Raw genomic sequence first — 23,703 nt, forward strand, 5'->3', positions numbered from 1 at the left:
ACGGGGTCGACGGACGGGCGCCCGAAGAGCGATCGCGGCTGTCGCGCTGCGGCCAGGCTAGACCGCCGCGCGACGCGAGTTCATCCGAAGCGAGCCTCATCGTTGACCCATGGCCGATCAAGCAGATTACGCAGACAACGCAGAGAATGAATCGTCGGAAGCCGGGCGCAGTGCGCGCGGCACGACTTCCCGCCGGCGCGCAGCGTCACCTGACGCCGCAACCAGCGCCGCACTGGACGCCCAGCCCGCCGAACCCACCCTCGATCTATTTGGAGACGGCCCCGCGCCTGAGCTCATCGGCTCGGCCCAGGGGGTGAGCCCGAAAATCAGCCGCGCGATGGCGTCGCCTGCCGCCCGCCGCGCCGCGCGGCAGAAAACCGCACCACTCGGGCAGGAAGCGGCGCTCGATTCGCTGGCCGATCCCGCCGAGCCGTACTTCCACGTCGATCCGCCGCAACCCGATGCGCCCGCGCAAACCGCCGTTGCAGCCGAGGAAGCCGTTGTGTCCACTCAGGCCGCAGCCGCCGAGACGGTCGAGCCACCCATACCTGCCGAAGTGCCGCCCGAGGCCGCCGCGAAGCCCGCAAGCGGCTTCTCCTACGCACCGACGAGCGCAAGCGGCAGTCCGGCGCACTTGAGCTCGGTCGTGCACGCCCCGGATTTCGAGGCGGCGGTGCATGGTCCGGTCCACGAGCACGCGGATAACACCTCGCCTGCGGATCTTGCCGGCTCGCTGGCCGTACAGGCGCGCAGAACGAAGTGGATGCTCACGGCGGCCGTGGCGGCCCTCGTGGTGACGACGGTCGTGGCGGTGGTGGAAACCACCATGCTGGCCAACTTTTCCGCCGATTCGCAGGCCCAGCAGCAACGAATCGAGTTGTTGCTGCAGAACCAGCAGGCCGCGCTGGACAAGCTCACGGCGCGCCTGGATGCGCCGCCGCCGGTCGAGGCCGCGGTCCCGGTGGTTGCGACACCGGCCGCTGCGGCGCCGGCTCGCGCGCAATCGGCATCGGCTCCCACGCGCCACGCCGCGCACGCCGCCAAGGCCAAAGCCGCTGAAAAGGCCGAGAAGGAGAAGGCTGCCTCTCGCGCCGCAGCCAAAACTCACGCCCAGTCGGGCACGCGTCAGACGCCGAAAAACTGAACGATCCGTCGTTTCTTTCCGACCCCTAAATAGCAGGATGCCTATGTGTTGCCTCGACGCAACGCATAGGCAGGCCTACTGACGGACTGCGACGCCGCGCCGCGGTTTTTTTGTTGCACTGCACTGGTGTTGGCTCAGGGAAAACCCTATAATGCTTTCAGTCAGGGAAAACCCTTAACTTCCGCCTAACCAGGAGTCATCATGAGCTTTATCCTCGCACTGCTCCAGAAGGTGGACGACTTTTTCGCGTCGCCCTACCTGCCGATGGATGCCGATTATTCGTACGCTGCGCGTGCCCGCGAAGCCGAACGCATCCGCCGCTCGCACTACGCACCGTTCGGTCTGCCGCGCGACTAAGCTGTTCATCACTGTTGTCCATCGCTACGACGATCTGACCGCAATCGGGGCACTGACCGCCCATCTGCTGGTTGATCGAAACGAAGCGAACGAAGCCGGTTCTTGTCAAAGAGCCGGCTTTGTTGCATCTGGCGCCTGAAAAAGCGCCGTCTGCCCTCAGCCCGAACGTTTTGCGTCATGCGCCGGTTCCAGCGCGGGCGGACTTTCCACTTCGGCACGCGCAATCCCCGGTTGCCTGCGTGCGGCCCGTGCCGCGCGTAGCCGCGCCTCGAAATCCTCCAGCACCGCGTCGCGCGAAAGCGACGCCACCGCGAACGCACGGCCTGCGCGGCCGTATTTCTCACGCCGAGCCGGATCGTCGGCCAGTGCGCGGATTGCCTGGGCGAGGCTGCGCGCGTCGCCGGGCGGCACCACCATGCCGCGTGGCGCGACCGCGTCGTGCAGTTCGGTTCCGGCGCTGGCCATCGCAATCACCGCGCGACCGCTCGCGAACATGCCGGTGAGCTTGGACGGCATCACCAGATCGGCGGCATCGGCGCGCTGCGGCAGGACGTGGATATCGGCGAGATTGAGCAGCTCGTTCAGTTCCTCGACGGGCCGCAGGTCGATCACGCGGCAATTCGGCAACTTGCCGCAAGCCGCTTCAATAGCCGCGCGCGCCGGGCCGCTGCCGCAAAACACGAAAGCCAGATCCGGCTGATCCTTGAGCGCGAGCGTGGCGTCGGTCAGCACGTCGAGGCCCTGCTTCAGACCCATATTGCCCGAATACAGCACGACCACGGCGTCGGGTGCGAGGCCCAGCGCCGCCTTCAAACGGCTCGTGCGTTCGAGCGGAAATATCGCATCCGTGCTGGCCCAATTGGGAAAGCGCACGAGTTGCGCGGCACGCACGCCCTTGTCGGCTGCACGTTCGAGCATCTTGCCGGAGATCGTCGAAACGCTGTCGAAGCGCTTGAGCAGCGTGCGCTCGATTGCCAGCGCCGTGCGCTTGAGCCACGATCCGCGCAGGATGTCGAGTTTGAATGCGGCATCTACTTCGAAGTCCTGAATATGGAGCCAGGCGTGCGCACCGCACAGCCGCGCCGCAAGCCAGCCCGTCGGCGCGTTGAGCAGGCTGGGCGCGACGCAGAACACCACGTCGGGACGCCAGAAGGCGAAGCGCAGCATGAGCGGCAGGCTGGACAGCGCGAAGCTCGCGAGATGCACGAGACGGCCCTTGCCGCGTGGCTTCGACGGCACCCACAAAGGCGCGCGCGAAACCCGCACGCCGTCGCGCAATTCGCTCGCATAGCGGTTCGCCGAGTACGGTTGTGTCACGCGCCACTCGGGATAGTAGGGTGGCGCCGTCACCACGCGCACTTCATGGCCGCGCGAGGCCAGCCACGCGGCCATCTCGCCAGTGTATTTGCCGATCCCGGTCATTTCCGGTGCGTAGTTGATGCCGTAGATCAGGATCTTCACTGGGCCTCCGTGCGCGCTGTGGGAACTACCGGACCATCGCTCATGAGTGGCCGATTATGGAGCGACAAAACGCCGGCGCGCCCGCCACGATCTCGCGGCGATCGGACAATCGCCGGGAGAAGGGGATTAATCGATCAGGAGTACCCAGCAAGACGGTCGCGCACGTGACGCACGATGCGCAGCATGGTGCGCAGTCTGGCTTCGAGACCCGCGTCGTAGTGGTGAATGATGAGCGAGCGGCGCTCGCCGTCCGCGACATGCAGATTGTGATGGAGCGTGACGAAGCCGTTGAACACATAGGCATTGCCCGGCTCGCACCGGATGCGGCGGCAATGACGCATGCCGAAGCCGCTATTGACGAGCGCGCGGCGCATGGCGAATGGCAGGCCATGTTCGAAAAAGAGCCAGGCCTTGGTGACTAGATGCATGAGCGGAGCGAGCGGTTCGTTGCGGCGCACGTGCACGATCAGATCGCCATTTTGATCGCCGTCGGGGGCGCGTTGCAGCGGAATCAGCACGGTCAGCACATGCGAATCGAAATGGCGCAGATAACTCTGCGCGGCCATGCGAGGCCCGACACAGCGCAGCACATGAAGGGGCGCGTCGTTTGGCTCTCGCGCCATCGTCTGGCCGATCCACAGTCGCGCCGCCGCGCAAACCTGCGCCTCCATCGCGCTGAAGGCATCGTGCAGTCGCATCGCATCGGCGAACTGACGTGCGGCCGCCGATGCTCGCCGCCCATCGGGTGGCTGCCATTCGTGACGCGCGGCTTCGATGGCTGCATTAATGCTCGCGAGGAGATCCGCCGGCACCACGCCAACGAATTCCCTGACGAATTCGTCCATGAGGCCGCTCTCAGTCCTTACCCCTGTGTTCATCGCCGGGCCTTTTTTTCGTTACGCGATGGTGCGCCGCCAGGAATGGCCACGCCAGATCGGACGCGGCCCGCTTCAAGGTTTTCGGCCCACCTTACTACGCGCGTGAATGCCTCCGTCGCCAAGTCTTCGGCGTAATCGGCCATCCACGGCGACCGCGAACGGTAAATGTGCCCGTAATTTTTTTGCCATGCACCATACAAAAGCAAATTTTCCCGTGGTTTTTTCGCACTTTATCGACGCGGTAAGGAAAAGTACGGGAAAACCCGCTTTTATATTTCGATTGATAACTTTATTCCTCGGATGAAAATTGGAAAGAATGGCTCTGAATGGAACAGTTACTGCTTAGACGGTCAAAATCCGTTCTTTTCGACAAACCGAAAGCAGCTTCGCGATTTTAATCAGACAAATAGATTTCTCTGCTCTGATGCGTCATGAATCAGGTGAAATCGGCCAAAAAGCCTTATAAAATCGCTCGTTTTGAGATGTTGCGACGCACCATTACGATGGTGGAAAATCACGAAATTCCGATGCCGCAACTGTGCCAGCGAGCGCTTTTTTATCGAATCACTTTCGGTTGTTTTAACAGCGGATTGCGCCCGGCACTCGTCTTATCAATGTGCGAAGCCGCACATAAATATCCGGTTTATTGATCCGCCAACACCTCGCCATATTCGGTCACGTCACGCGCAATGCATTTCGAACAGCTATGATGCACTGCACACGGAACAATAAAATCGCATCGCGGAATGCGAAACAAGGGAGCCAGCGGACCGTCCACATTGGGGAACAGTCATGGCATACGTCGTTATAGATGATCGAGGTTCGGCCGCGTCGCTATCGGCCAGAAACACCGCGACGCGAGTCACCCGGGAAAGTGTTACTCGGCAAATCGGGATTGTGTTGTTTGAAGGTTTTTCCCTGCTTGGCGCGGGGATGGTGGCAGAGGTATTTCAGCTGGCCAACGATATTGCAATGTCCGAAGGCGCGAGGACCCTGCCGTATCGCGTGTGGTTGCTCTCGGTAGAGGGGGGCGCCGTGGCCTGTTCGTCGTCGCTCAAGCTGGCGACGTCCGCGATCGACGAAGTGGGCGATTCGTGCATCCGCGGTTTCGACGCGCTTTTTATCGGCGGTGGTCGTGCGGTGGCCAATGCACTGGGCGACGCTCGCCTGAAGGCATGGCTGCATCGCGTGGTGCCGGCGAGTGACGAAGTGCGCGCGATTGGCGAAGGCCATCAGTTGCTGAAAGCGGCCGGTCTCGAATCGGAGCAGGGCGGTGCGCCGTTCGGTCAGCGCGTGCGTCTCGCGGGTCCGGAAGACGACGCGACCGCCGACGACCACCACGAAGCGCTGCGCGCAGCGCTCGTGCTGATTCGCCGCGACATGGGCGCGGACGCCGCGCGCAAGGTGGGCGAGCGCGCGTTGCCGAGTCTTTCCACGCGGCTTTCGGCGCTGTTTGCCGATGCCTCGCGGCCCACGTCGGGCGACAAGGTCTGGGCGTCGGCGCGCTGGCTGCAGGAGAACTGCGAACGCGCGATTTCCGTGGCGGACGCAGCGCAGGCTTTCGCAATGAGCGAACGCAATTTCCTGCGCCGTTTCAAGGACGTGCTCGGCATGACGCCCTCGGACTACCTGCTGCAAGTGCGGCTCGAACTGACCTGCCAGTTGCTCGTCAACACCGATCTGCCAGTGGACAAGATCGCGCGTCGCAGCGGCATGCGCGATGGCGACCGTCTCTCGAAGGTCTTCCGCAGCCGGCTGGGCGTGTCGCCCACCGAATATCGCAGCCGTCACCGCGTTCGGGTGGACGACGCGATTGGTCAATGAGCGCCGCACTGGCGAACTCACCTGAATAGCGCGGTCCAGCGCTAACTGTACGTAACGCGCGGCGCAACGCCGTGCGAGGCGAAGACAGCACACGCATTCCATTTCGACGACGGGCGAGGCGCCTGCGCGTAAGCGCAGCGCTGCCCCGGCGGTTTCAACTCGCTATACATGATAGGAGTACGAAGCGATGGAAATCGATTACGGAAAAATCGCAAAGCCCGTGGAAACCGCTCGTGCGGGATTCCAGGCGGCACCGGTGTTCGTGACCGTCGACGTACTCGATGTGAGTACGCCGGGCGCGCCGATGACACATGTGCCTACGCTGCGTATCGTGCCCGTGGTGCTGGCGGGCGGTGCGGGTACGCGACTGTGGCCGATGTCACGCGAGCAGTTCCCCAAGCAACTGATTGGCGTGATCGGGCAGGACACGCTGCTGCAATCGACCATGCGCCGTCTGGACGGCTTCCCGACGCCGTGGGAGATCGTGCCCGAACCGATCGTCGTTTGCGGCGACGAGCATCGCTTCCTCACCGCCGAACAGACGCGCGCCGGCGGCGCGAAGGCTGCCATCATCGTCGAGCCGGAACGACGTGATACCGCGCCCGCGTTGACGTTGGCCTGCGCCGCGGCATGTTCGCAAGGCAGCGACGCCATCGTCGTGGCGATGCCAGCCGATCATGCGATTGGCGATCTGGCGGCGTTCCAGCAAGCGGTTAGCCGCGCTGCGCGTTACGCGGAGGCGGGCGCCATTGCCACGCTGGGCGTGCCGCCCACGCGGCCCGACACCGGCTTCGGCTATATCCGCCTGGGCAAGCCGCTCGAAGACGGCGCGCGCAATATCGCGGGCTTCGTCGAAAAGCCCGCTGCGGAACTGGCCGCGCACTATGTCGATACCGGCGATTACTGGTGGAACAGCGGCATATTCGTTGTTCGCGCATCGGTCTGGCTGGACACGCTCCAGCATCTGCAACCCGCGATGCATGAGGCCTGTATGGCAGCCTATGTATCGGGTCAGCACGACGGCGCGTTCTTCCGCCCGCATCGCGATTACTTCAAGACCTCGCCGTCCGACTCGATCGATTACGCCGTGATGGAGCGCCTGGGCACCGATCCGGCGCTTGCGCCTGGCGTGGTGGTGCCGCTCGATGCGGGCTGGTCCGATCTGGGCTCGTGGGACGCCGTGTGGGACGCGCTCGACAAAGACGTGGACGGCAATGTTGGGCGCGGCCGCGTGATGTTCGAGAACTCGACTTCGAGCCTCGCGCACTCCGAAGGGCGTCTGGTGGCCTGCGTGGGCGTGAGCAACGTGGTGGTGGTGGAAACCGACGACGCCGTGCTGGTGGCCGACCGGTCACAGGTGAAGGACGTCAAGGGCCTGGTGTCGAAGATCAAGGCGCTGCATGCGCCCGAGGCCAACACGCACCGCAAGGTGCGCCGCCCCTGGGGCTATTACGACTCGATCGACAAGGGCGCGCGCTTCCAGGTCAAACGCATCGTCGTGCAGCCCGGCGCGCAGCTTTCGCTGCAACTGCATCACCACCGCGCGGAGCACTGGGTCGTGGTGAGCGGCACGGCGCTGGTCACACGCGGCGACGAGCAGTTCATGTTGAGCGAGAACGAGTCCACCTTCATTCCGATCGGCGTGCGCCATCGTCTGGAAAACCCCGGCAAATTGCCGCTCGAAATTATCGAAGTGCAATCGGGGGCCTATCTGGGCGAGGACGATATCGTGCGCTTCGATGACACCTACGGCCGGGCCTGAATGCACCCGAGCAGGCAATGAGCGCATTCGTTGCGCTCGCAACTGGAGAGTCGGGCCATGAGTACCATCGAGTTCGTGCCGGAATCCCCGGCCTCGTTCGGCGGCGTGCAAGGCGTACTGGCGCGCGTGCTGGACGTCACGCTGATCGTCGTCTGCGCGCGGCTCGCCACGAGCCTGCACGCCACCGATAGCATCTCGCAGGGTGTGGAGGGCGCGTTCGCCCTGTTCGCCTGTGCGTTCACGCTGGCGGTGTTTCCCGTGTTCGGCGTGTATCAATCGTGGCGCGGCCGTTCGATTCTGCGGCTTGTTTCGCAGGTCGTGCTGGCGTGGATGGTGGTGGACGTCTGCGCACTGGTGATGATGTTCGCGGTCCATCGCGCCGATGCCGTCTCGCGCCTGTGGTTTAGCTGGTGGATCGGCTACACGGCAGTGGCGATGGTCGGGGCGCGGCTGATCGTGCGCGCGGCGCTGTCGCGTGCGCGTCATGCAGGCATGAACCTGCGCAACGTGGCGATCGTGGGCTGCGGCGAGCACTGCCAGCATATCGTCGAGCGTATCCAGCAGGCGCCCGCCACGGGCTTTCGCGCCATGGCGGCCTACGATGCGAAGCCTGCGGGTGGCGCTTCGATCATCGGCGTGCCGGCCTTCGCAGGCCCGGATCACTTCGCGAGTTTCGTCGATTTCGTGCGACGTAACGGCATTCAGGAAGTGTGGCTCGCGCTGCCGCTATGCGAGGAGCAGGCGATTCTGCAATGCGTGAATGCGTTTCGCGACGACCTGGTGAACGTGCGCTTCATTCCGGACGTGCGCAGCATGGCGCTGTTCGGCAGCGCCATGATCGATCTCATCGGCATGCCGGCGATGAATCTGGTCGCCTCGCCCATGCCTGCTCATGCGCTTGCGAAGAAAGAGATTTTCGACCGCGTATTCGCGGCAGCAGCGCTGTTCGCCTTGCTGCCTGTGTTTATCGCGGTGGGGATTGCCGTGAAGCTTTCTTCGACGGGACCGGTGTTCTTTACGCAAAAGCGCATGGGCGCCGATGGCCGCGTATTTCGCATCTACAAGTTCCGCACCATGCGCCAGCACACCGAAGTAGCGGGCCAGGTCGTGCAGGCCACACGCAACGACTCGCGCATCACCAGGATCGGCGGCATTCTGCGCCGCACGAGCATGGATGAACTGCCGCAGTTCTACAACGTGCTGCGCGGTGAAATGTCCGTGGTCGGCCCGCGTCCGCACGCGATCGAGCACGACGAACTCTATCGCAAGGTCGTCAACGGCTATATCCATCGCTACCGCATCAAGCCCGGCATCACGGGCTGGGCGCAGGTGAATGGCTATCGCGGCGAGACCGATCGCGTGGAAAAGATGGAGCGCCGCGTCGAGCACGATCTCTACTACCTTCACCACTGGTCGTTTGCGCTCGACATGCGCATCGTGGCGGCCACCGTTCTCAAGGGGCTCGTGCATCGCAACGCGTATTGATCGCGCCTTCATGGTTGCAGCGATCGGGAAATGGCGGGCGCGGGGGGAAATCGCGTCTGATCCGGGGTCTTCGATCGTTGTCCTGAGTTTCCTCTCAACGTTGGGGAAGAATGATCGTGTTCATCCAGATGCTGGAAGGGTTTATCGTTGCCGTCATCCTGCACGCGTGCCAAAGAGCACGCGGCGCGATGCGCGCGGCGCGCCGCGTTTTACGTCGTTCAATGCTGTCTCGCCGCCTGGGCCGCGGCGGACTGGCGGCGCTCATTGCCATTCTCGCGCTTGCGGGCGCACTCGCGGGCTGCTCGACCGCGCCGGGTATGCGGATGTCGCAACCCGCCACCTTGCCGACCGGCGAGGGCACGGATAACGATGCCGCACAGGCTCAGGAGCAGATTCCCATCACCGAAATCAATCTGCGGCTGATCCAGCAATTGCGCGCGGCCGCCGCGCCGGACAACACCTGGACGATGCTCGAAGCCTCCAGCCAGCCCGCGCATTACACGCTGGGCGCGGGCGACGTGCTCGACATTACCGTCTGGGATCACCCGGAGCTGATCGCCGCGCAAAGCGGTCAGGCCAATAGCGTGTCGGCGCAACGCTCGGCGGATCCGGCACCCGGCTTCGTGATTGATCAGGATGGCTATCTACAGTTTCCATACGTCGGCCGCGAGCATGTGGCGGGCATGCATATCGAAGACGTGCAGCGTCTCGTGCAAACGCGGCTCTCCGAGGTCTACCAGAAGCCGCAGGTGACGGTGCGCATCGTTTCATATCGCTCCAAGCAGATCTATGTGGACGGTGAAGTGCAGTCGCCCGGTTCGCTCGCTATCAACGACGTGCCGATGACGCTCTATCAGGCCGTCGCGCGTGCGGGCGGCTTCACGAAGAACGCCGATCAAAGCCAGATGGTGCTGGTGCGCGACGGCAAGTCGTATCGGCTCGATCTGCCCGCCATGCTCGCTCGCAACGAAAACCCCGCGAGCATCCGCCTCCTCAACGGCGATCTGCTGCGTGTGGTGGCGCGAGAAGATAACGGCGTCTACGTGATGGGCGAAGTGTCGAAGCCCGTGACGGCGGTGCCCATGCGCAACGGCAAGCTGATGCTGAGCGACGCGATTTCGCAGGCGGGCAGCATCGATTCGAATACCGCCGATCCGCAGCAACTCTATGTGATTCGCGGCGCGGAAGGCACCCAGCCGCAGGTCTATCACCTCGACGCGCGCTCGCCGGTGTCGATGATTCTCGCCAACCAGTTCCAGCTGCAATCGAACGATGTCGTCTATGTCGACAGCAACGGGCTCGTACGCCTTTCGCGCGTGCTGAATCTCCTTCTACCGGCCATTAACGCGGGCCTTACCGCAGCGGTGTTGACGAAATGAACGCACCTACTCCTCGCCTCGTTCGAGAGCCCGCTGCCGAACACCTGAGCGCCGTGCCGCCGGTGGAAACGCAGCCGCTCGCCGCGCAAATGGATGTGCCGCTATCGATGTGGTTTTCGCGCATCGCGGAAAGCTGGCGCCTGATTCTCGCGATGACCGTGCTCGCCTTGCTGCTGGGCGGTCTCTATGCCTTCGTCGCGACGCCTGTGTACGAAGCGCAGTCGCTGATCCAGATTCTCGACAACGAGTTGTCGTCGAAAGACCGCGATTCGCTGGGCGAGCTGGCTTCGATCTTCGACAGGAGCGGGACGGCCGCGGCTGAAATCGAGTTGCTGCGCTCGGATCTCGTGGTCGGCCAGGCCGTTTCGCGGCTGCATCTGGATATCGATGTGCAGCCACATTACTTTCCACTGATCGGCGCGGCGCTCGCACGGCATGTGCCGGCCGGCGAGCTTGCGCCGCCCCGCTTCGGTCTCTCGCAATACGCGTGGGGCGGCGAGCAGGTGGCGATCAGCGCGCTCGATCTGCCGCCGCGTTTGATGCGCGAAGGCGTGGTGCTGGTCGCGCAGGGCGGCAATGCGTACAGCCTCGTCACGAAGGGCGGACAGCTCGTGCTCAATGGCCGTGCGGGCACGACGGCGACTGCGCAATTCGGCGGCGATACGGTGACGATGCGCGTGGATACGCTCGTGGCACGCCCGGGCGCGCAGTTCGGCGTGAGCAAGGTGTCGCTCGAACATGCCACTGGCGAGTTGCAGAGTCATCTCACGGTGGCGGAAAGGGCCAAGCAGTCAGGCATGATCGGTGTGAGTCTGCATGGCAACGACGCCGCGCGCACGGCGCTCATCCTCAACACGATCACCGAGCAATACGTCAAACAGAACATCGATAGCCGCTCCGGCGAAGCCGAGCATACGCTCGCTTTCCTGGAGCAGCAGTTGCCGCAACTGCGCGCGGAACTCGAAGACGCCGAAGAGAAGTACAACCGCTTTCGCAATGAAAACGGCTCGGTCGATTTGAGCGAGGAAAGCCGTCTGCTGCTGCAACAGGTGGTGGACGACAAGACCAAGCTCGTCGACCTCCAGCAGCAGCGCGACGAGATGATCCAGCGCTTCACGCCGAAGCACCCGGCGGTCGCCGCGCTCGACGCGCAGATGGGCACGCTGCGGCAGCAGATGGCCGATCTCTCCGCGCGCGTGGAGAAGATGCCCGACACCGAGCAGAACGCGCTGCGCCTGATGCGCGACGTGCGCGTGGACACGCAGCTCTATACCAATCTGCTCAACAACGCCCAGCAGTTGCGTGTGGTGAAGGCCGGGCAGGTGGGCAGCGTGCGCGTGGTCGATCACGCGTCCACGCCTGAATATCCGGTGCGGCCGAATCGCTCCGTGATTCTGCTGTTCTCCGCTTTGCTGGGCGTGCTCGTCGGCGTGGGCATCGCGCTGTGTCGCAAGATGGTGTTTGGCGGCGTGGAGAACTCGAAGGAGATCGAGCATGTTATCGGCGTGCCGGTCTATGCGGTGGTGCCGCGCAGCCCGGCGCAACTGAAGATCTACGAAGCGATGAAGCGCGGCACGCGCGCCCAGCACGTGCTCGCCGGTTGCGCGGCGCACGATGTGGCGATCGAAGGCATCCGTAATCTGCGCACCGCCATGCAGTTCGGACTGCTTGCGGCCAGCAACAATATCGTCGCGATCACGGGGCCACGCAACAAGGTCGGCAAGTCGTTCGTTTCAGTGAACTTTGCCGCCGTGCTCGCGCTGGGCGGCAAGCGCACCGTCATCGTCGACGGCGATATGCGGCGCGGCGATATTCACGAGTATCTCAACATCCGCCGCCGGCCTGGTCTTTCCGATGTGATCGCGGGCGCGGATCTCGATAGCGCGCTGATCCGCAACGTGCTGCCGGGGCTCGACGCGCTGCCGCAAGGCACCGTGCCGCCCAATCCTTCCGAATTGCTGATGAGCGAGCGCTTTCGTTCGCTGCTGGACGAGCTTTCTGCGCGCTACGACGTGGTGCTGATCGATACGCCGCCGGTGCTGGCCGTGACCGATGCCGCGCTGATCGCACGCCGGGCGGGCGCGACGCTGCTGGTCTGCCGTCATGGCCGCGATGCCTTGTCCGGTATCGGCGAAACGGTGCGGCGACTGCGTCATGGCGGCATTGCCGTGAAGGGCGTGGTGCTCACCGACGTGCCGCGCGGCCCCTTCGGCTACGGATCGAATTTCCCCACCTACGCGGCGGATGCCGTGGAATTGCACTGAAATCACACCGCACGGGACGTGCGCGCACACTGGAGAGCGCCATCATGGAACGCAAGGTTGCACTGGTCACGGGCATTACGGGGCAGGACGGTTCCTATCTCGCGGAACTGTTGCTCGACAAGGGTTATGAGGTTCATGGCGTGAAGCGCCGCGCCTCGCTGTTCAATACTGACCGCATCGACCATCTCTATCAAGACCCGCATCAGAAGGGCCGCAACTTCGTGCTGCATCACGGCGACCTGACTGATTCGACCAACCTCATTCGCATCATCCAGACGGTGCGCCCAACGGAAATCTACAATCTCGCGGCGCAGAGCCACGTGGCGGTGTCGTTCGAAGAACCTGAATACACGGCCAATGCCGATGGTCTGGGCACGCTGCGCATTCTGGAGGCCATCCGTATCCTTGGCATGACTAAGGAAACGCGCTTCTATCAGGCATCGACGTCGGAATTATACGGTCTCGTGCAGGAAATCCCGCAGACTGAGCGCACGCCGTTCTATCCGCGCAGCCCGTATGCGGTGGCCAAGCTGTACGCCTACTGGATCACGGTGAACTACCGCGAAGCCTATGGCATGTACGCCTGCAACGGCATTCTCTTCAATCACGAAAGCCCGAATCGCGGCGAAACCTTCGTCACGCGCAAGATCACGCGCGCCATTGCCCGCATCAAGCTGGGCCTGCAGAAGACGCTCTATCTGGGCAACCTCGACGCCAAGCGCGACTGGGGTCATGCGCGCGATTACGTGCAGATGCAGTGGCTGATGCTCCAGCAAGAACATCCCGAGGATTTCGTGATCGCCACGGGCGTGCAGTATCGCGTGCGCGATTTCGTCGACGCGGCGGCGACGGAGATGGGTATCGAGATCGCATGGAGCGGTGAAGGTGCGCAGGAAATCGGTACGGTGGCCAGCGTGCGCGACGGCAAGCACGTGACGCCAGGCGACGTGATCGTGCGTATCGATCCGCGCTATTACCGTCCGACCGAAGTGGAAACGCTGCTGGGCGATCCTACCAAGGCCAAAGAGAAACTGGGCTGGGAGCCGACCACGAGCTTCGAGCAACTGGTGAAGGAAATGGTCTGGTCCGATTACGAGCTGGCCGGGCGCGATGAACTGGTGAAAGAGCACGGTTACGTCGCCTACGACTATCACGAATGAGTGCGAGTGATAACGAATCACTGCAAGAGCAAGGAGCGGATCATGGAGAACAAACGCAAGCGCGTGTACATCGCGGGCCATCGTGGCATGGTCGGCGCAGCCATCGCGCGCATTCTGGCGATGCGGCCCGACGTCGAACTCATCACGCGTACGCACGCTGAGCTGGATCTGACGAGCCAGGAGGCGGTGCGGGCCTTCTTTCGCGACGAATCGATCGATGAGGTCTATCTCGCCGCGGCGAAAGTGGGCGGTATCTTCGCCAACGATCACTATCCCGCCGACTTCATCTATCAGAACCTGATGATCGAAGCGAACGTGATTCACGAAGCGTGGCGCGCGGGTGTGCAGCGCCTGCTGTTTCTTGGTTCCAGCTGCATTTATCCGAAGTTCGCGGAGCAGCCCATCGACGAAGGCGCGTTGCTGAGCGGCAAACTCGAACCGACCAATGAGCCGTATGCGATTGCCAAGATCGCGGGGATCAAGCTGTGCGAGAGCTATAACCGCCAGTTCGGCGAGTCGCACGGCACCGATTATCGCAGCGTGATGCCGACCAATCTCTACGGACCCGGCGACAACTACAGCCAGCAGACGAGCCACGTGGTGCCAGCGCTGATCCGCCGCTTTCACGAAGCACGCAGCAAGGGCGATCGCGCGGTGCAGGTGTGGGGATCGGGCCGTCCGCGCCGTGAATTCCTCTATGTCGACGATATGGCGGCCGCGAGCGTCTATGTGATGGAAATGGATCGTGCGCTCTATGGGCAATGCACCGCGCCGATGCAAAGCCATATCAACGTGGGCTTTGGCAGCGATGTGACGATCGCCGAACTCGCGCAGACGATTGCGGGCGTGGTCGATTACGACGGCGAGGTGCAGTTCGACGCCTCGATGCCGGATGGCACGCCGCGCAAGCTGATGAACAGCGCACGCCTGCGCGCGCTCGGCTGGCAGCCGACCGTCGCGCTGGTGGATGGTCTCGCACGCGCCTATCACGCGTTCCTTGGCGCTCACGAAACGCACGACGCGCTGCCCGTGCGCGGTCTGGTGAGTGCCTGAATCCGACGAATGCCACGCATATGACCAGCTTTCGCATCGTTCAACCCGAGATCAAGGAGCACGGTTGCGGCGTGTCGGATCACTCCGGCGTGCTCGTGCGGCTATTGCGCGAGCGCGAGCGGGAGGCGCAACGCTACGCGGTGCCCAACCGCGCTGCCGCGCGCACCGTCCCCGTAGTGGCGGGCGATGTGTGGATCCTGCAACTGTCTATCTATGGCTTTAGCCGCAAAGGCGTGCCGTTGTGGCTGCCGGCTTTCGTCGATGCGGCGCGCGCGCGCGGCGTGAAGGTGGTGGTCTACTTTCACGAGCTTTGGGTACTGGTCGCACGCGGTTTATCGAGCGCGTACTGGCTCGCGCCGATGCAGCGGCGTATCTGCGAACGCATTGCCGAACTCGCGGATTACGCGTTCTTCAATACCGATTGGGCCTATACATGGGGCGTCGAACGTTTGGGCGAGCGCGCGATCTACGCGCCCACCTTCTCCAACGTGGGTGAACCCGAGGCGGTGAACGCCTGGCGCGATCGCGAGGATGTGGCGGTGGTGTTCGGCTCGGCGCGTACGCGGGAAGAGATTTATCGCGAAGCCTTGCCCGCGCTGACGGAGCAACTGGGACGCGGGCACATCGAGCGCGTGATCGACATCGGCAGCGGCGGCGCGTGGCTCGACACCGTGGCGCAGGCGTTCATGCCCTGGCCTTTCGAAGCGACAGGCCCGCTGCCATCCGAAGCGATTTCGCAACGCCTGATGCGTGCGAAGTGGGGCTTGTTCAACACGCCGTGGGGCCAGGCGTCGAAATCCAGCGTGTATGCGGCGTACGCATGCCACGGTGTGGCGCCCGTGTCGATCTTCGACGGTGTGGGCAACTATCCGGTGCCGACGAATTATCCCCTGCCGGAGCGGCATTTCCTCACGCGCAACGCGTTTCGCGAAGCGGGCGATGCGCTCGATACGACTTCTGCGGCGATTGGCGCACGCGTCTTCGCCGAGCATGCGCGCAGCGCCCAACTGATCGAAAAGATCGTGGAGATAACCTCATGAACGGTGCAGCGGTTGGCGGCGCGCGGCGCAACAAGACAGTCGCGGTGTTTCATCCGGGCTTGCAGCATTCGCATCAGCTTGCCTGGGGGCTTTACGAGCGCGGCATGCTGCAGACGTTCTGGTCCGGCGTGCCCGTGCAATGCGTGGATGACAAGCCGCCCGCCTATATACCCGCGCAGTGGCGCAAGAAGATACGCAGCACCGCCGTTCCGCAGGCGCTGCGACGCCATCCCATGTGGTGGCAGATGCTGCTGCGCGCGCGCTCGCTCGCGCGTACCGCGCCAACGCGCCACGACTACGCGCATCGCGTATTTCACTGGTTCGACTGGTGGGTCGCGCAACAGGTGCGCGCGTTAAAGCCTGCCGCTGTGGTCGGCTATGAAAATTCGGCATGGCATACCTTCAAGGCCGCGCGCGAAGTGGGCGCGACCTGCATCCTCGACGCGCCTTCGCTGCATCATGAAGATGCGAAGCGCCTGATCGAGGTCCCCTCGAACGGCTATATCGACGAGATCAATCGCCGCAAGGACGAAGAAGTGCAGCTGGCCGATCTCGTCATTACCTGCTCGGATATGGCGCGCGAATCGTATCTGCGCGCGGGCGTGGACGAACGTAAGGTGCGTTCGGTGCTGCTGGGCGCGGAGCTGCCGGCGGGCGTTGCGCGGCGCTCCGAAACGGCGCGACCCGTGCAGTTCATCTTTGCGGGCACGCTATCTTCGCGCAAGTCGATCGATCTGATTCTCGATGCGTTCGCACGCCTGAATACCGAACGTCATTGCGCCGATCTCACGCTCGTGGGTGGCAGCGAGGAGCCGCAATGGCTCACGCTCGCGAAGCAGGTGCCGCATGTGCGCTGCCTCGCGGGCGTGCCGCAGAAAGAGCTTTACGCCTTGTTTGCCGACGCCGATTGTCTGCTGCTGCCTTCGCGCTTCGACGCTTTCGGCATGGTCGTGGTGGAAGCGATGGCGACCGGCACGCCGGCAATCGTTTCGACGATGACGGGCGCACGCGAAGTCATCTCGCGTTTTCCCGGTAGCGGCTGGGTGGTCGAGCCGACCGAAGAGGCGATCTATCAATCGATGCGCGAGAAAGTCACGAACCGCGCTTCGATACGCGAGGCGTCGGAGAGTTCACTCGCGGCCTCACGCTATTTCACGTGGCGCGCGTATCGCGGACGCGTCGCGGACCTGATCGCCGAAACGCTGGAGTAGCCGATGCGCCTGCCTATGCCCTATGCGAATGCCGTGGTGCGCGAGCCGCTGCGCTTCGATTTCATGCTCGTGCTGACCGTGATCCTCGTGACGGTGTTCGAAGGTGCGGTGCGCAAATGGATTGCGCCCGGTCTGACGAGCCCGTTGCTGCTTTGCCGTGACGCTGCCGCGTTTGTACTGGTGATGCGCTGTGCGCTGCGTGGCCGCTTCGCAGCGATGCCATTTGCGACCCAATGCCTGCTGGCGTGGACCTTCGTGGTGGCGGGCTGGGGGCTGTTCCAGATCATCGTGCTGCAAGGGCCGATCGTGTTGTTCCTGCTGGGTCTGCGCTTCTGGCTGCTGTACTTCTGGATGGCGCTGGCGATCGCCTGCACGCTCACGAATGCGGAAGTCGTGCGCGTGATGCGCCTCATGATCGTGCTGGGCATCGTCATGACGCCGCTGGTGATGCTGCAACATTTTCTGCCGCCTTCATCGCCGCTCAACGTGCAGCCCGATACCGACGAAGACGCCATCTTTCGCGTGAGTGCCGATATCGTGCGCGTGAGCGGCACCTTCACGTTCACGATGGGCTTTGCGTGCTTCATCGCGGTGGTTTCGCCGCTTGCGATCAGCACGACATGGCAGGGCATTCGTTTGTACCGGCACGGCTGGCTCGCGGTGGTGGCGTTTATTGCCGTGGCGATTTCCACGCTGGTGAGCGGCTCGCGCGCATCGATCATGTTCTTCGGCGGCCTGCTCGCGATGCAGACGCTTGCGGGCTTTGGCGCGGCGAAAACGGGCAAGGCGCTGATGCAGTCGATTGCGCGCACGGTGCTGGCCGTGGTGGCGCTCGTGGTGACGCTCGGACTCTTTAGCGATGCGCTGGTCGCCACCCAGGAGCGCTTTCAGACCGCGGCCGCCGATGAAGACGTGATCGGCCGTATCGAAACCGAATTGCTGGGCGAACCGGCAGCGCGCAAGGAAATGACCTTCGTGGGGCACGGGCTGGGCGCGGGCACCAATGCGGGATCGGTGCTGCTGACCGGCGAGAACGCATTCGAACTGGCCGAGTCCGAACCCGCGCGTGTGCTGCTGGAAATGGGCGTGGTGGGCTTTGCGTGGCTGCTCGCGAAGTGCCTGATATTCGCGGTGGGCATGTCGCGTAGCCTCGTGCGGCTCGTGCGTTGCAGCGAGACCTTGCCGCTGCTGATGTGGGCGACGACGGCATACGGCATGTCGTCGTGGCCGGTGAGCGGGCAGGTGAGCGCGAACGCGTTCGGCTACATCGCGTTGGGGCTGGCGCTGTGCTCGACGAGAGACTTGCCGGTGACGTTGCCGCTCAACGAACCGGTGCTCAACTGGGGAGCGCGTTCATGAAACTGCTGCTGGTAGGCAACTATCCCGCCGATGGCCAGAAGAGCATGCTCGCCTACGCGCAGATGCTCCTGAGCGGGCTGCGCGCCGCGGGCGTGGACGTGGAGTTCATTGCGCCGCGCGCCGTGCTGTTGCGCGCGAATGCGTCGGAAGAGGGGCTCGCGAAGTGGATCGGCTATATCGACAAGTTCGTGATTTTTCCGTTTTCCCTCGCGCGTGCGGCACGTCGCGTCGATCGCACGCATGTCTGCGACCACTCGAACGGCATGTACCTGTTCTGGTTGCCGCGCGAGCGCAGCAGTATCACCTGCCATGACGTGATTGCGATTCAGGCGGCGCGCGGGCTGGTCGATGGCTGGCGTACGCGTTTTACGGGCAAGGTGCTGCAGGCGCTGAATTTTCACGGCATGGCGCGCGCGCGTCGCATCGTTTGCGTGTCGGATCTCACGCGCGCGCATCTGCTGGATCTGAGTGAGGATTTCGCTGAGCGTTCGTTTGTCGTGCGCAACGCGCTGCACAGCGCCTTTCATCCCGATGCAGGCTGGCGCGCTACGCTCGCCGCGAACGGCTACGCAGCGCTGGGCGAGCGCCCGTATTTTCTGCATGTTGGCTCCGAGCATCCGCGCAAGAATCGTGTGGTCGTTACGCGCATCTTCGCGCATCTGCAGCGTCTGCCGCGTTTCGCGGATGCGCAACTGGTGTTCGTCGGCCCGCCGCCCAATTCCGCCATGCGCGAAGTCATTGCAACGGGCGGATTCGCGGCGCGCGTGCATTCGATCGAAGACGTGTCGCACGATCTGCTCGTGGCGCTTTATTCCGGTGCGCAAGCGATGATCTTTCCCTCGCTCAACGAAGGCTTCGGCTGGCCCGTGATCGAGGCGCAGGCGTGCGGTTGTCCGGTGTTTGCTTCGGGTATCGACCCATTGCCCGAAGTGGGCGGCGCGGCGGCTGTCTATTTCGATCCCGCCGAATCGGCGCGCGCAGCGGAACTGGTGGCCGCCGCGAACTTCGAGCGTATGACGCTGGCCGGGCTGGATAACGCAGCGCGTTTCAGCATCGAGGAGATGACCCGCCGGCTTATCGCGACGCTCGGCCTGCACGCAACGCGGTCTGCCGTTATCCATGAGGAATCCATAGGGACGCACGCATGAAGATATTGCACATTCTGCCTTCGACGAATCCCCAGTTGGGCGGCACGGTGGAAGCGGTGCGCCAGTCCGGTGCGTGGCTTTGCGCAGCAGGCCACACCGTCGACGTGCTGTCGCTCGACGATCCGGGCGAGGCGCATGTTGCGGCGTTCTCGCTGCCGGTGCATGCAATCGGGCCTTCGGCGGGGCACTATCGCTACAACTCGCGCCTTGTGCCGTGGCTGCGTGCGAATGCGCAGCGTTACGACGCGGTCATCATCAACGGGCTGTGGCAATACCACAGCTTTGGCGCATGGCGCGCGCTACGGCGCTCGCGCGTGCCGTATTTCGTGTTCACGCACGGCATGCTCGATCCGTGGTTCAAGCGCACCTATCCGCTCAAGCATCTGAAGAAGTGGCTTTATTGGCCGTGGTCCGAGTACCGGTTGCTCAGAGATGCCAGCGCCGTGCTGTTTACCAGCGAAGAAGAACGTCTGCTCTCGCGCGATTCGTTCTGGTTGTATCGCGCGAAGGAGCACATCGTGCCGTGCGGAACCGCCAGTCCGCCTGCGCAAGGCGAATCGCTGCGCGATACGTTCTTCGCGCGCCATCCGCAATTGCGCGGCAAGCGTCTGATGCTGTTCCTGAGTCGCGTGCACCCGAAGAAGGGCTGTGATCTTCTGATCGAGGCATTTGCGCGTCGCGCGCAGGCGCATCCTGACTGGCAACTCGTGGTGGCCGGACCCGAAAGCGGCAACCTGGGCGAGCGCCTGCGCGCACGCGCGAGCGAACTGGGCCTGAGCGAGCGCATTACGTGGACCGGCATGCTCGAAGGCAATGACAAATGGGCCGCGTTCTACGCGAGCGATGTGTTCGTGCTGCCATCGCATCAGGAGAATTTCGGCATTGTGATTGCGGAAGCGCTGGCCTGCCAGTTGCCGGTGCTCATCACCAACAAGGTCAATATCTGGCGCGAGGTGCTGGAAAACGAGGCCGGTTTCGTCAGCGACGACACGGTGGATGGCGTCGAACATAGCCTCGACCGCTGGCTGCGTCTGAAACTGGGCGACAAGGAGCGCATGAAAGCGCGCGCGCAATCGCTCTACGAATCGCATTTCACGGTGAAGGCGATGGCGCATGGCCTGATCGACGCCGTCGAGCGCTTCGCCTGAACCCGACGGAGCGCGCCATGTACCAGGATCTTTCGCAATTCAGCGTGCCGGCGGGTTTTCGCGGTCGCTCGAAATGGTTCGTGCAGTGCTGGTGGATAGCGCAGGCGCTGCTGTTCAAGCCCTCGCCGCAATTTGCCTATGGATTTCGCGCGTGGCTGCTGCGCCGCTTTGGCGCGAGCGTGGGGCGCAATACGGTGATTCGGCCTTCAGTGACGATCACGTATCCATGGAAGGTCAGCATTGGCGATTACGCCTGGATTGGCGATAACGCCGTGCTGTACAGCCTGGGCGAGATCGTCGTGGGCGATCACGCGGTGGTTTCGCAGGGCTGTTATCTGTGCGCGGGCGACCACGATGCCACGCTGGAGAATTTTCCGATTCGCGCGCGCGATATCCGCGTGGCGGATCAGGCGTGGGTGGCGTCGGATGTATTCGTGGGGCCGGGCGTGACGATCGGCCGAGGGACGATCGTGGGCGCGCGCAGCAGCGTGTTCGGCGATATGCCCGAGGGCATGGTGTGTTTCGGCCATCCTTGCCAGCCGGTGCGGCGGCGCGTGCCGCAGCCGCAGTAATCGGGCAGTGGAGCGCGGCAGCGAAGCGCTGCGCTTACCAGGGTGCCTTGTAGACGGCGCTGTTTGCACCGTTGGGATAGATGGACGACGGGAAGGGGGCGGGGAAGACTTCCGCGCCTTTCGTGGCGGAGGCCATGCGCGTTGGCGTCGAGCGGCGCAGCGCAACGCGCGTAGTCGACGTGGCGTCATCATCGCCGGAATCGCCCAAATGGGTGTCTTTCGGCACGCGAGGCAAGCCCAGGAGTTGTTGTTCGTTTTCGCGCGACGCGTCTTCGGTCGCAAGGCCGCTGTCGCTCGTGGGCGACGCAGTCTCAAGCGCGGGCGAGGCCGTAGCACCTGCCGTTTCCGCGTGAGCCGTGTTATCGCCCGAAGCGGCATATACATGCGCGCAGTTCAGCATGATGGCCGAGGCAGAAAGCAGCGCAATCGATAGAGTCGAGTTTTTCATCGCAGTCCGAATTAAATAAAGTCAAACGTTGAGCGAAAGAATCCGAAGCCGATCGCCACGATTATAGGCATCGTCGGTCGGCAAACCAAACCCTTTCCGGGAACGATGGTCACGATGAGCACTCCACACAGCGAGACCTCTGGCGATGCGCACTATCTGGCCGATGACACCGTCCCCGCGCGCGCTGCGCGCAAGTCTGGCGGCCTGCCTGTTTTTGTAGCGAAGTTTCTCTCGCGCGAGGCGCTGGTGCAGGGCCTCAACTTCGTTGGCGGCATCTGTGTCGTGCGTGCGCTCACGGTGCACGAATACGCGTGGTACACCATCGCCATCACCATGCTGGGAGCAGGCGCCGTGTTGAGCGATATGGGCGTGAGCGCCGCGCTCATCAGTCTGGCTGGACGGTGGTGGCCCGATCGCCCCAAGGTGAACCGGATCTTCACGGTGGCGTACGAAGCACGCACGAAATTCTTTTTGCTGTTCGGCACGGCGGTATTCGCCGCGGGCTTCTTTCTGCTGCTGAGAGCGCAGGCTTCCTGGCTATGGGCCGCGGCGATCATGGCGTGCGTAGTGGCCGCCACCTTCTTCCAGCTCAATTTCAGCCTGCTTTCCGTGCTGCCGAAGCTCGAACAGAACCTCAAGGCGCTACAGCAGATCGCGATTTCAGGCGCGGCGTTGCGGCTGGTTCTGCTGGCCGCTTTGCTCCTTTCGGCCAATACGCTCACCGCATTGTGCGCGGCGCTGGTCGCCATGGCCTGGCAGGCGTGGGCGCTGCGTCGTCGTTATGACATCGCCGATCAGGACATGCAGTTCCCGCTCGATGACGTGCGCGCGGAGTTTTCGAAAGTCGCGCGTCGGCAGGCGCCGGCGTCGATCTACTTCTGCATTCAAGGCCAGCTCAACGTACTGTTGCTCGGCTATTTCGGCAGCGCCACGCAGGTTGCGCAACTGGGCGCGCTGGGGCGTATTTCGGCGCTGTTGATGGTGGCGCAGTCGGTGTTCTCCAGTATCGTCATGCCGCGTTTTGCCGTGCTGAAAGACAAGGCCGATATGAAGCGCAAGTACGTGCTCGCGCTGGCTGCGTTCCTGGCGCTGATCGCGGCGTTTCTCTGTGTGGCGTGGCTATTTCCTGGTGCGGTGTTGTCGGTGCTCGGCGGCCAGTATGCGGGGATGCACGGCGAATTGCTGCTGATTCTCGGCTCCGCCGCGCTCTACGTGATTGAAGCGCTGATCTACTCGCTCAATATGGCGCGCGCGTGGATCACGCCTTCGTGGATTCAGGTGGTCGTCACGTTAGCGTTTCAGGCCGTATTGCTCGGCTTCATGCCGATCGACACGATTGCGCGCGTCGTGATCTTTTCGTCGATCAGCCCGGTGGTGTCGATCGCCGTTTATCTGGCTTCGGCCGTGCTTCATTTCGGCAGGATGGAAGGATGAAAACCGTCTTCAGCAGACTGCTTGTTTACATCAATAATTTCCTGGCGAACCGTTTCCCCTGGCATGCCGTGCGACGCATCTGGTATCGCAATGTCATGGGTTTCAGCGTCGCGCCCAGTTCGTCGATCCTGATGGGCGTCACCTTCGATGCGCGGCGCGGCTTTGCGATGGGTGCTAATTCCGTCGTCAAAGAAGAAGCGCGCCTCGATACGCGCGGCGGCATCGTGCTCGGGTGCCATGTATCGATCAGTTCGCGCGCGACGATTCTCACCGCCTCGCGCGATCCGGGCAGGGCGGGCCTGGCGGGCTACGAACGCGGTGTGGTGATTGGCGACTACGCGTGGATCGGCCTGAATGCGCTCATCATGCCGGGCGTGATGATCGGCGAGGGCGCCGTGGTGGCGGCGGGCGCGGTGGTGACGGCATCGGTTGAACCGTATGCGATCGTGGCGGGCGTGCCCGCGCGCGCAATCGGGCGGCGCTACGATCAGCTCGATGGCGGCGCGCGTCACCGGCAGCTTTTCAAATGATGCAGCGGCGGCGCTCACGACACGGCGAACGGACGGCGGCGCGCAG

General features: G+C 63.4%; 21 protein-coding genes. 18 read left to right on the forward strand and 3 right to left on the reverse strand.

Translation table 11 applies throughout. The features are described 5' to 3' along the window. Positions 1–109 precede the first annotated feature (109 nt). Together F3J17_RS30385 and F3J17_RS30390 are read left to right on the forward strand one after the other, a co-directional pair. Positions 110–1,144, forward strand: a complete 1,035-nt coding sequence (locus tag F3J17_RS30385; protein ID WP_167068236.1) for a hypothetical protein — start codon at positions 110–112, stop codon at positions 1,142–1,144. Positions 1,145–1,345: 201 nt separating this feature from the next. Beyond that, positions 1,346–1,501: a hypothetical protein gene (locus tag F3J17_RS30390; RefSeq protein ID WP_167068239.1), complete on the forward strand. Its 156-nt coding sequence runs from the start codon at positions 1,346–1,348 to the stop codon at positions 1,499–1,501. A 156-nt stretch (positions 1,502–1,657) separates the two neighbouring features. On the opposite strand, the gene F3J17_RS30395 is transcribed toward F3J17_RS30390, so the two are convergent. Together F3J17_RS30395 and F3J17_RS30400 are read right to left on the reverse strand one after the other, a co-directional pair. Further along, entirely contained in the window at positions 1,658–2,962 is a 1,305-nt protein-coding gene (locus tag F3J17_RS30395) for a glycosyltransferase WbuB (protein WP_167068241.1), read from the reverse strand. Between the two features lie 134 nt (positions 2,963–3,096). Beyond that, the gene (locus F3J17_RS30400) at positions 3,097–3,807 is read right to left on the reverse strand and encodes a hypothetical protein (protein ID WP_167068244.1); all 711 of its coding nucleotides are present in this window, start codon (positions 3,805–3,807) and stop codon (positions 3,097–3,099) included. 464 nt (positions 3,808–4,271) lie between these two features. Between F3J17_RS30400 and F3J17_RS30405 the strand changes: the two genes are divergently transcribed. From F3J17_RS30405 to F3J17_RS30470, 14 genes are all read left to right on the forward strand, one after another. Continuing rightward, on the forward strand, positions 4,272–4,490 hold the full coding sequence (locus F3J17_RS30405; protein ID WP_167068247.1) for a hypothetical protein: 219 nt from the start codon (positions 4,272–4,274) through the stop codon (positions 4,488–4,490). Between the two features lie 322 nt (positions 4,491–4,812). Next, positions 4,813–5,664, forward strand: a complete 852-nt coding sequence (locus F3J17_RS30410) for a helix-turn-helix domain-containing protein (protein WP_345891269.1) — start codon at positions 4,813–4,815, stop codon at positions 5,662–5,664. Positions 5,665–5,968: 304 nt separating this feature from the next. Beyond that, complete coding sequence (locus F3J17_RS30415) at positions 5,969–7,426, forward strand: mannose-1-phosphate guanylyltransferase/mannose-6-phosphate isomerase (RefSeq protein ID WP_167068415.1); 1,458 nt, start codon at positions 5,969–5,971, stop codon at positions 7,424–7,426. A gap of 57 nt (positions 7,427–7,483) precedes the next feature. Then, positions 7,484–8,911: an undecaprenyl-phosphate glucose phosphotransferase gene (locus F3J17_RS30420; RefSeq protein WP_167068252.1), complete on the forward strand. Its 1,428-nt coding sequence runs from the start codon at positions 7,484–7,486 to the stop codon at positions 8,909–8,911. Between the two features lie 221 nt (positions 8,912–9,132). Next, on the forward strand, positions 9,133–10,290 hold the full coding sequence (locus F3J17_RS30425; protein WP_240161219.1) for a polysaccharide biosynthesis/export family protein: 1,158 nt from the start codon (positions 9,133–9,135) through the stop codon (positions 10,288–10,290). Further along, positions 10,287–12,554: a polysaccharide biosynthesis tyrosine autokinase gene (locus F3J17_RS30430; protein WP_240161220.1), complete on the forward strand. Its 2,268-nt coding sequence runs from the start codon at positions 10,287–10,289 to the stop codon at positions 12,552–12,554. Before F3J17_RS30425 ends, F3J17_RS30430 begins: the two co-directional genes overlap by 4 nt. A 44-nt stretch (positions 12,555–12,598) precedes the next feature. Next, a complete protein-coding gene (gmd, locus tag F3J17_RS30435; RefSeq protein ID WP_167068255.1) occupies positions 12,599–13,714 on the forward strand; it encodes a GDP-mannose 4,6-dehydratase in 1,116 nt (371 codons plus the stop codon). 42 nt (positions 13,715–13,756) lie between these two features. Next, on the forward strand, positions 13,757–14,767 hold the full coding sequence (locus F3J17_RS30440) for a GDP-L-fucose synthase (protein ID WP_167068258.1): 1,011 nt from the start codon (positions 13,757–13,759) through the stop codon (positions 14,765–14,767). Between the two features lie 20 nt (positions 14,768–14,787). Continuing rightward, a complete protein-coding gene (locus F3J17_RS30445) occupies positions 14,788–15,807 on the forward strand; it encodes a hypothetical protein (protein WP_167068262.1) in 1,020 nt (339 codons plus the stop codon). Further along, positions 15,804–17,018 carry a glycosyltransferase family 4 protein gene (locus F3J17_RS30450; RefSeq protein WP_167068265.1) on the forward strand — a complete coding sequence of 405 codons (1,215 nt, stop codon included), beginning with the start codon at positions 15,804–15,806 and terminating at the stop codon, positions 17,016–17,018. Before F3J17_RS30445 ends, F3J17_RS30450 begins: the two co-directional genes overlap by 4 nt. Before the next feature lie 3 nt (positions 17,019–17,021). Further along, positions 17,022–18,377, forward strand: coding sequence for a hypothetical protein (locus F3J17_RS30455; RefSeq protein ID WP_167068268.1), 1,356 nt, complete (start codon positions 17,022–17,024; stop codon positions 18,375–18,377). Further along, positions 18,374–19,525, forward strand: a complete 1,152-nt coding sequence (locus tag F3J17_RS30460; RefSeq protein ID WP_167068271.1) for a glycosyltransferase family 1 protein — start codon at positions 18,374–18,376, stop codon at positions 19,523–19,525. The genes F3J17_RS30455 and F3J17_RS30460 overlap by 4 nt, the downstream gene beginning before the upstream one ends. Then, entirely contained in the window at positions 19,522–20,673 is a 1,152-nt protein-coding gene (locus tag F3J17_RS30465; protein ID WP_167068274.1) for a glycosyltransferase, read from the forward strand. The genes F3J17_RS30460 and F3J17_RS30465 overlap by 4 nt, the downstream gene beginning before the upstream one ends. 17 nt (positions 20,674–20,690) lie before the next feature. Further along, positions 20,691–21,245, forward strand: a complete 555-nt coding sequence (locus F3J17_RS30470; protein ID WP_167068277.1) for a putative colanic acid biosynthesis acetyltransferase — start codon at positions 20,691–20,693, stop codon at positions 21,243–21,245. A gap of 34 nt (positions 21,246–21,279) precedes the next feature. Here F3J17_RS30470 and F3J17_RS30475 read toward each other — a convergent pair whose 3' ends face one another. Beyond that, positions 21,280–21,693, reverse strand: coding sequence for a hypothetical protein (locus F3J17_RS30475; protein ID WP_167068280.1), 414 nt, complete (start codon positions 21,691–21,693; stop codon positions 21,280–21,282). A 114-nt stretch (positions 21,694–21,807) separates the two neighbouring features. Here F3J17_RS30475 and F3J17_RS30480 point away from each other — a divergent pair, with 114 nt between their 5' ends. Together F3J17_RS30480 and F3J17_RS36510 are read left to right on the forward strand one after the other, a co-directional pair. After that, the gene (locus tag F3J17_RS30480) at positions 21,808–23,127 is read left to right on the forward strand and encodes an oligosaccharide flippase family protein (RefSeq protein ID WP_167068283.1); all 1,320 of its coding nucleotides are present in this window, start codon (positions 21,808–21,810) and stop codon (positions 23,125–23,127) included. Further along, positions 23,124–23,657: a DapH/DapD/GlmU-related protein gene (locus F3J17_RS36510; protein WP_275692934.1), complete on the forward strand. Its 534-nt coding sequence runs from the start codon at positions 23,124–23,126 to the stop codon at positions 23,655–23,657. Before F3J17_RS30480 ends, F3J17_RS36510 begins: the two co-directional genes overlap by 4 nt. The last annotated feature ends 46 nt before the right edge of the window (positions 23,658–23,703 follow it).

The sequence above is a fragment of the Burkholderia sp. Ax-1719 genome (genome assembly GCF_011753055.1).
Taxonomy (GTDB): Bacteria; Pseudomonadota; Gammaproteobacteria; order Burkholderiales; family Burkholderiaceae; genus Paraburkholderia.

Excerpts from the sequence above, each read along its gene's own strand:
- F3J17_RS30410 (WP_345891269.1), top strand. The coding sequence starts at position 4,813 with ATGTCCGAAGGCGCGAGGACCCTGCCGTATCGCGTGTGGTTGCTCTCG.
- F3J17_RS30450 (WP_167068265.1), top strand. The coding sequence starts at position 15,804 with ATGAACGGTGCAGCGGTTGGCGGCGCGCGGCGCAACAAGACAGTCGCG.
- F3J17_RS30415 (WP_167068415.1), top strand. The coding sequence starts at position 5,969 with ATGACACATGTGCCTACGCTGCGTATCGTGCCCGTGGTGCTGGCGGGC.
- F3J17_RS30445 (WP_167068262.1), top strand. The coding sequence starts at position 14,788 with ATGACCAGCTTTCGCATCGTTCAACCCGAGATCAAGGAGCACGGTTGC.
- F3J17_RS30405 (WP_167068247.1), top strand. The coding sequence starts at position 4,272 with ATGAATCAGGTGAAATCGGCCAAAAAGCCTTATAAAATCGCTCGTTTT.
- F3J17_RS30425 (WP_240161219.1), top strand. The coding sequence starts at position 9,133 with ATGCTGTCTCGCCGCCTGGGCCGCGGCGGACTGGCGGCGCTCATTGCC.
- F3J17_RS30420 (WP_167068252.1), top strand. The coding sequence starts at position 7,484 with ATGAGTACCATCGAGTTCGTGCCGGAATCCCCGGCCTCGTTCGGCGGC.
- F3J17_RS30400 (WP_167068244.1), bottom strand. The coding sequence starts at position 3,807 with ATGGACGAATTCGTCAGGGAATTCGTTGGCGTGGTGCCGGCGGATCTC.
- F3J17_RS36510 (WP_275692934.1), top strand. The coding sequence starts at position 23,124 with ATGAAAACCGTCTTCAGCAGACTGCTTGTTTACATCAATAATTTCCTG.
- gmd (WP_167068255.1), top strand. The coding sequence starts at position 12,599 with ATGGAACGCAAGGTTGCACTGGTCACGGGCATTACGGGGCAGGACGGT.
- F3J17_RS30440 (WP_167068258.1), top strand. The coding sequence starts at position 13,757 with ATGGAGAACAAACGCAAGCGCGTGTACATCGCGGGCCATCGTGGCATG.
- F3J17_RS30430 (WP_240161220.1), top strand. The coding sequence starts at position 10,287 with ATGAACGCACCTACTCCTCGCCTCGTTCGAGAGCCCGCTGCCGAACAC.
- F3J17_RS30480 (WP_167068283.1), top strand. The coding sequence starts at position 21,808 with ATGAGCACTCCACACAGCGAGACCTCTGGCGATGCGCACTATCTGGCC.
- F3J17_RS30385 (WP_167068236.1), top strand. The coding sequence starts at position 110 with ATGGCCGATCAAGCAGATTACGCAGACAACGCAGAGAATGAATCGTCG.
- F3J17_RS30470 (WP_167068277.1), top strand. The coding sequence starts at position 20,691 with ATGTACCAGGATCTTTCGCAATTCAGCGTGCCGGCGGGTTTTCGCGGT.
- F3J17_RS30390 (WP_167068239.1), top strand. The coding sequence starts at position 1,346 with ATGAGCTTTATCCTCGCACTGCTCCAGAAGGTGGACGACTTTTTCGCG.
- F3J17_RS30455 (WP_167068268.1), top strand. The coding sequence starts at position 17,022 with ATGCGCCTGCCTATGCCCTATGCGAATGCCGTGGTGCGCGAGCCGCTG.
- F3J17_RS30475 (WP_167068280.1), bottom strand. The coding sequence starts at position 21,693 with ATGAAAAACTCGACTCTATCGATTGCGCTGCTTTCTGCCTCGGCCATC.
- F3J17_RS30460 (WP_167068271.1), top strand. The coding sequence starts at position 18,374 with ATGAAACTGCTGCTGGTAGGCAACTATCCCGCCGATGGCCAGAAGAGC.
- F3J17_RS30465 (WP_167068274.1), top strand. The coding sequence starts at position 19,522 with ATGAAGATATTGCACATTCTGCCTTCGACGAATCCCCAGTTGGGCGGC.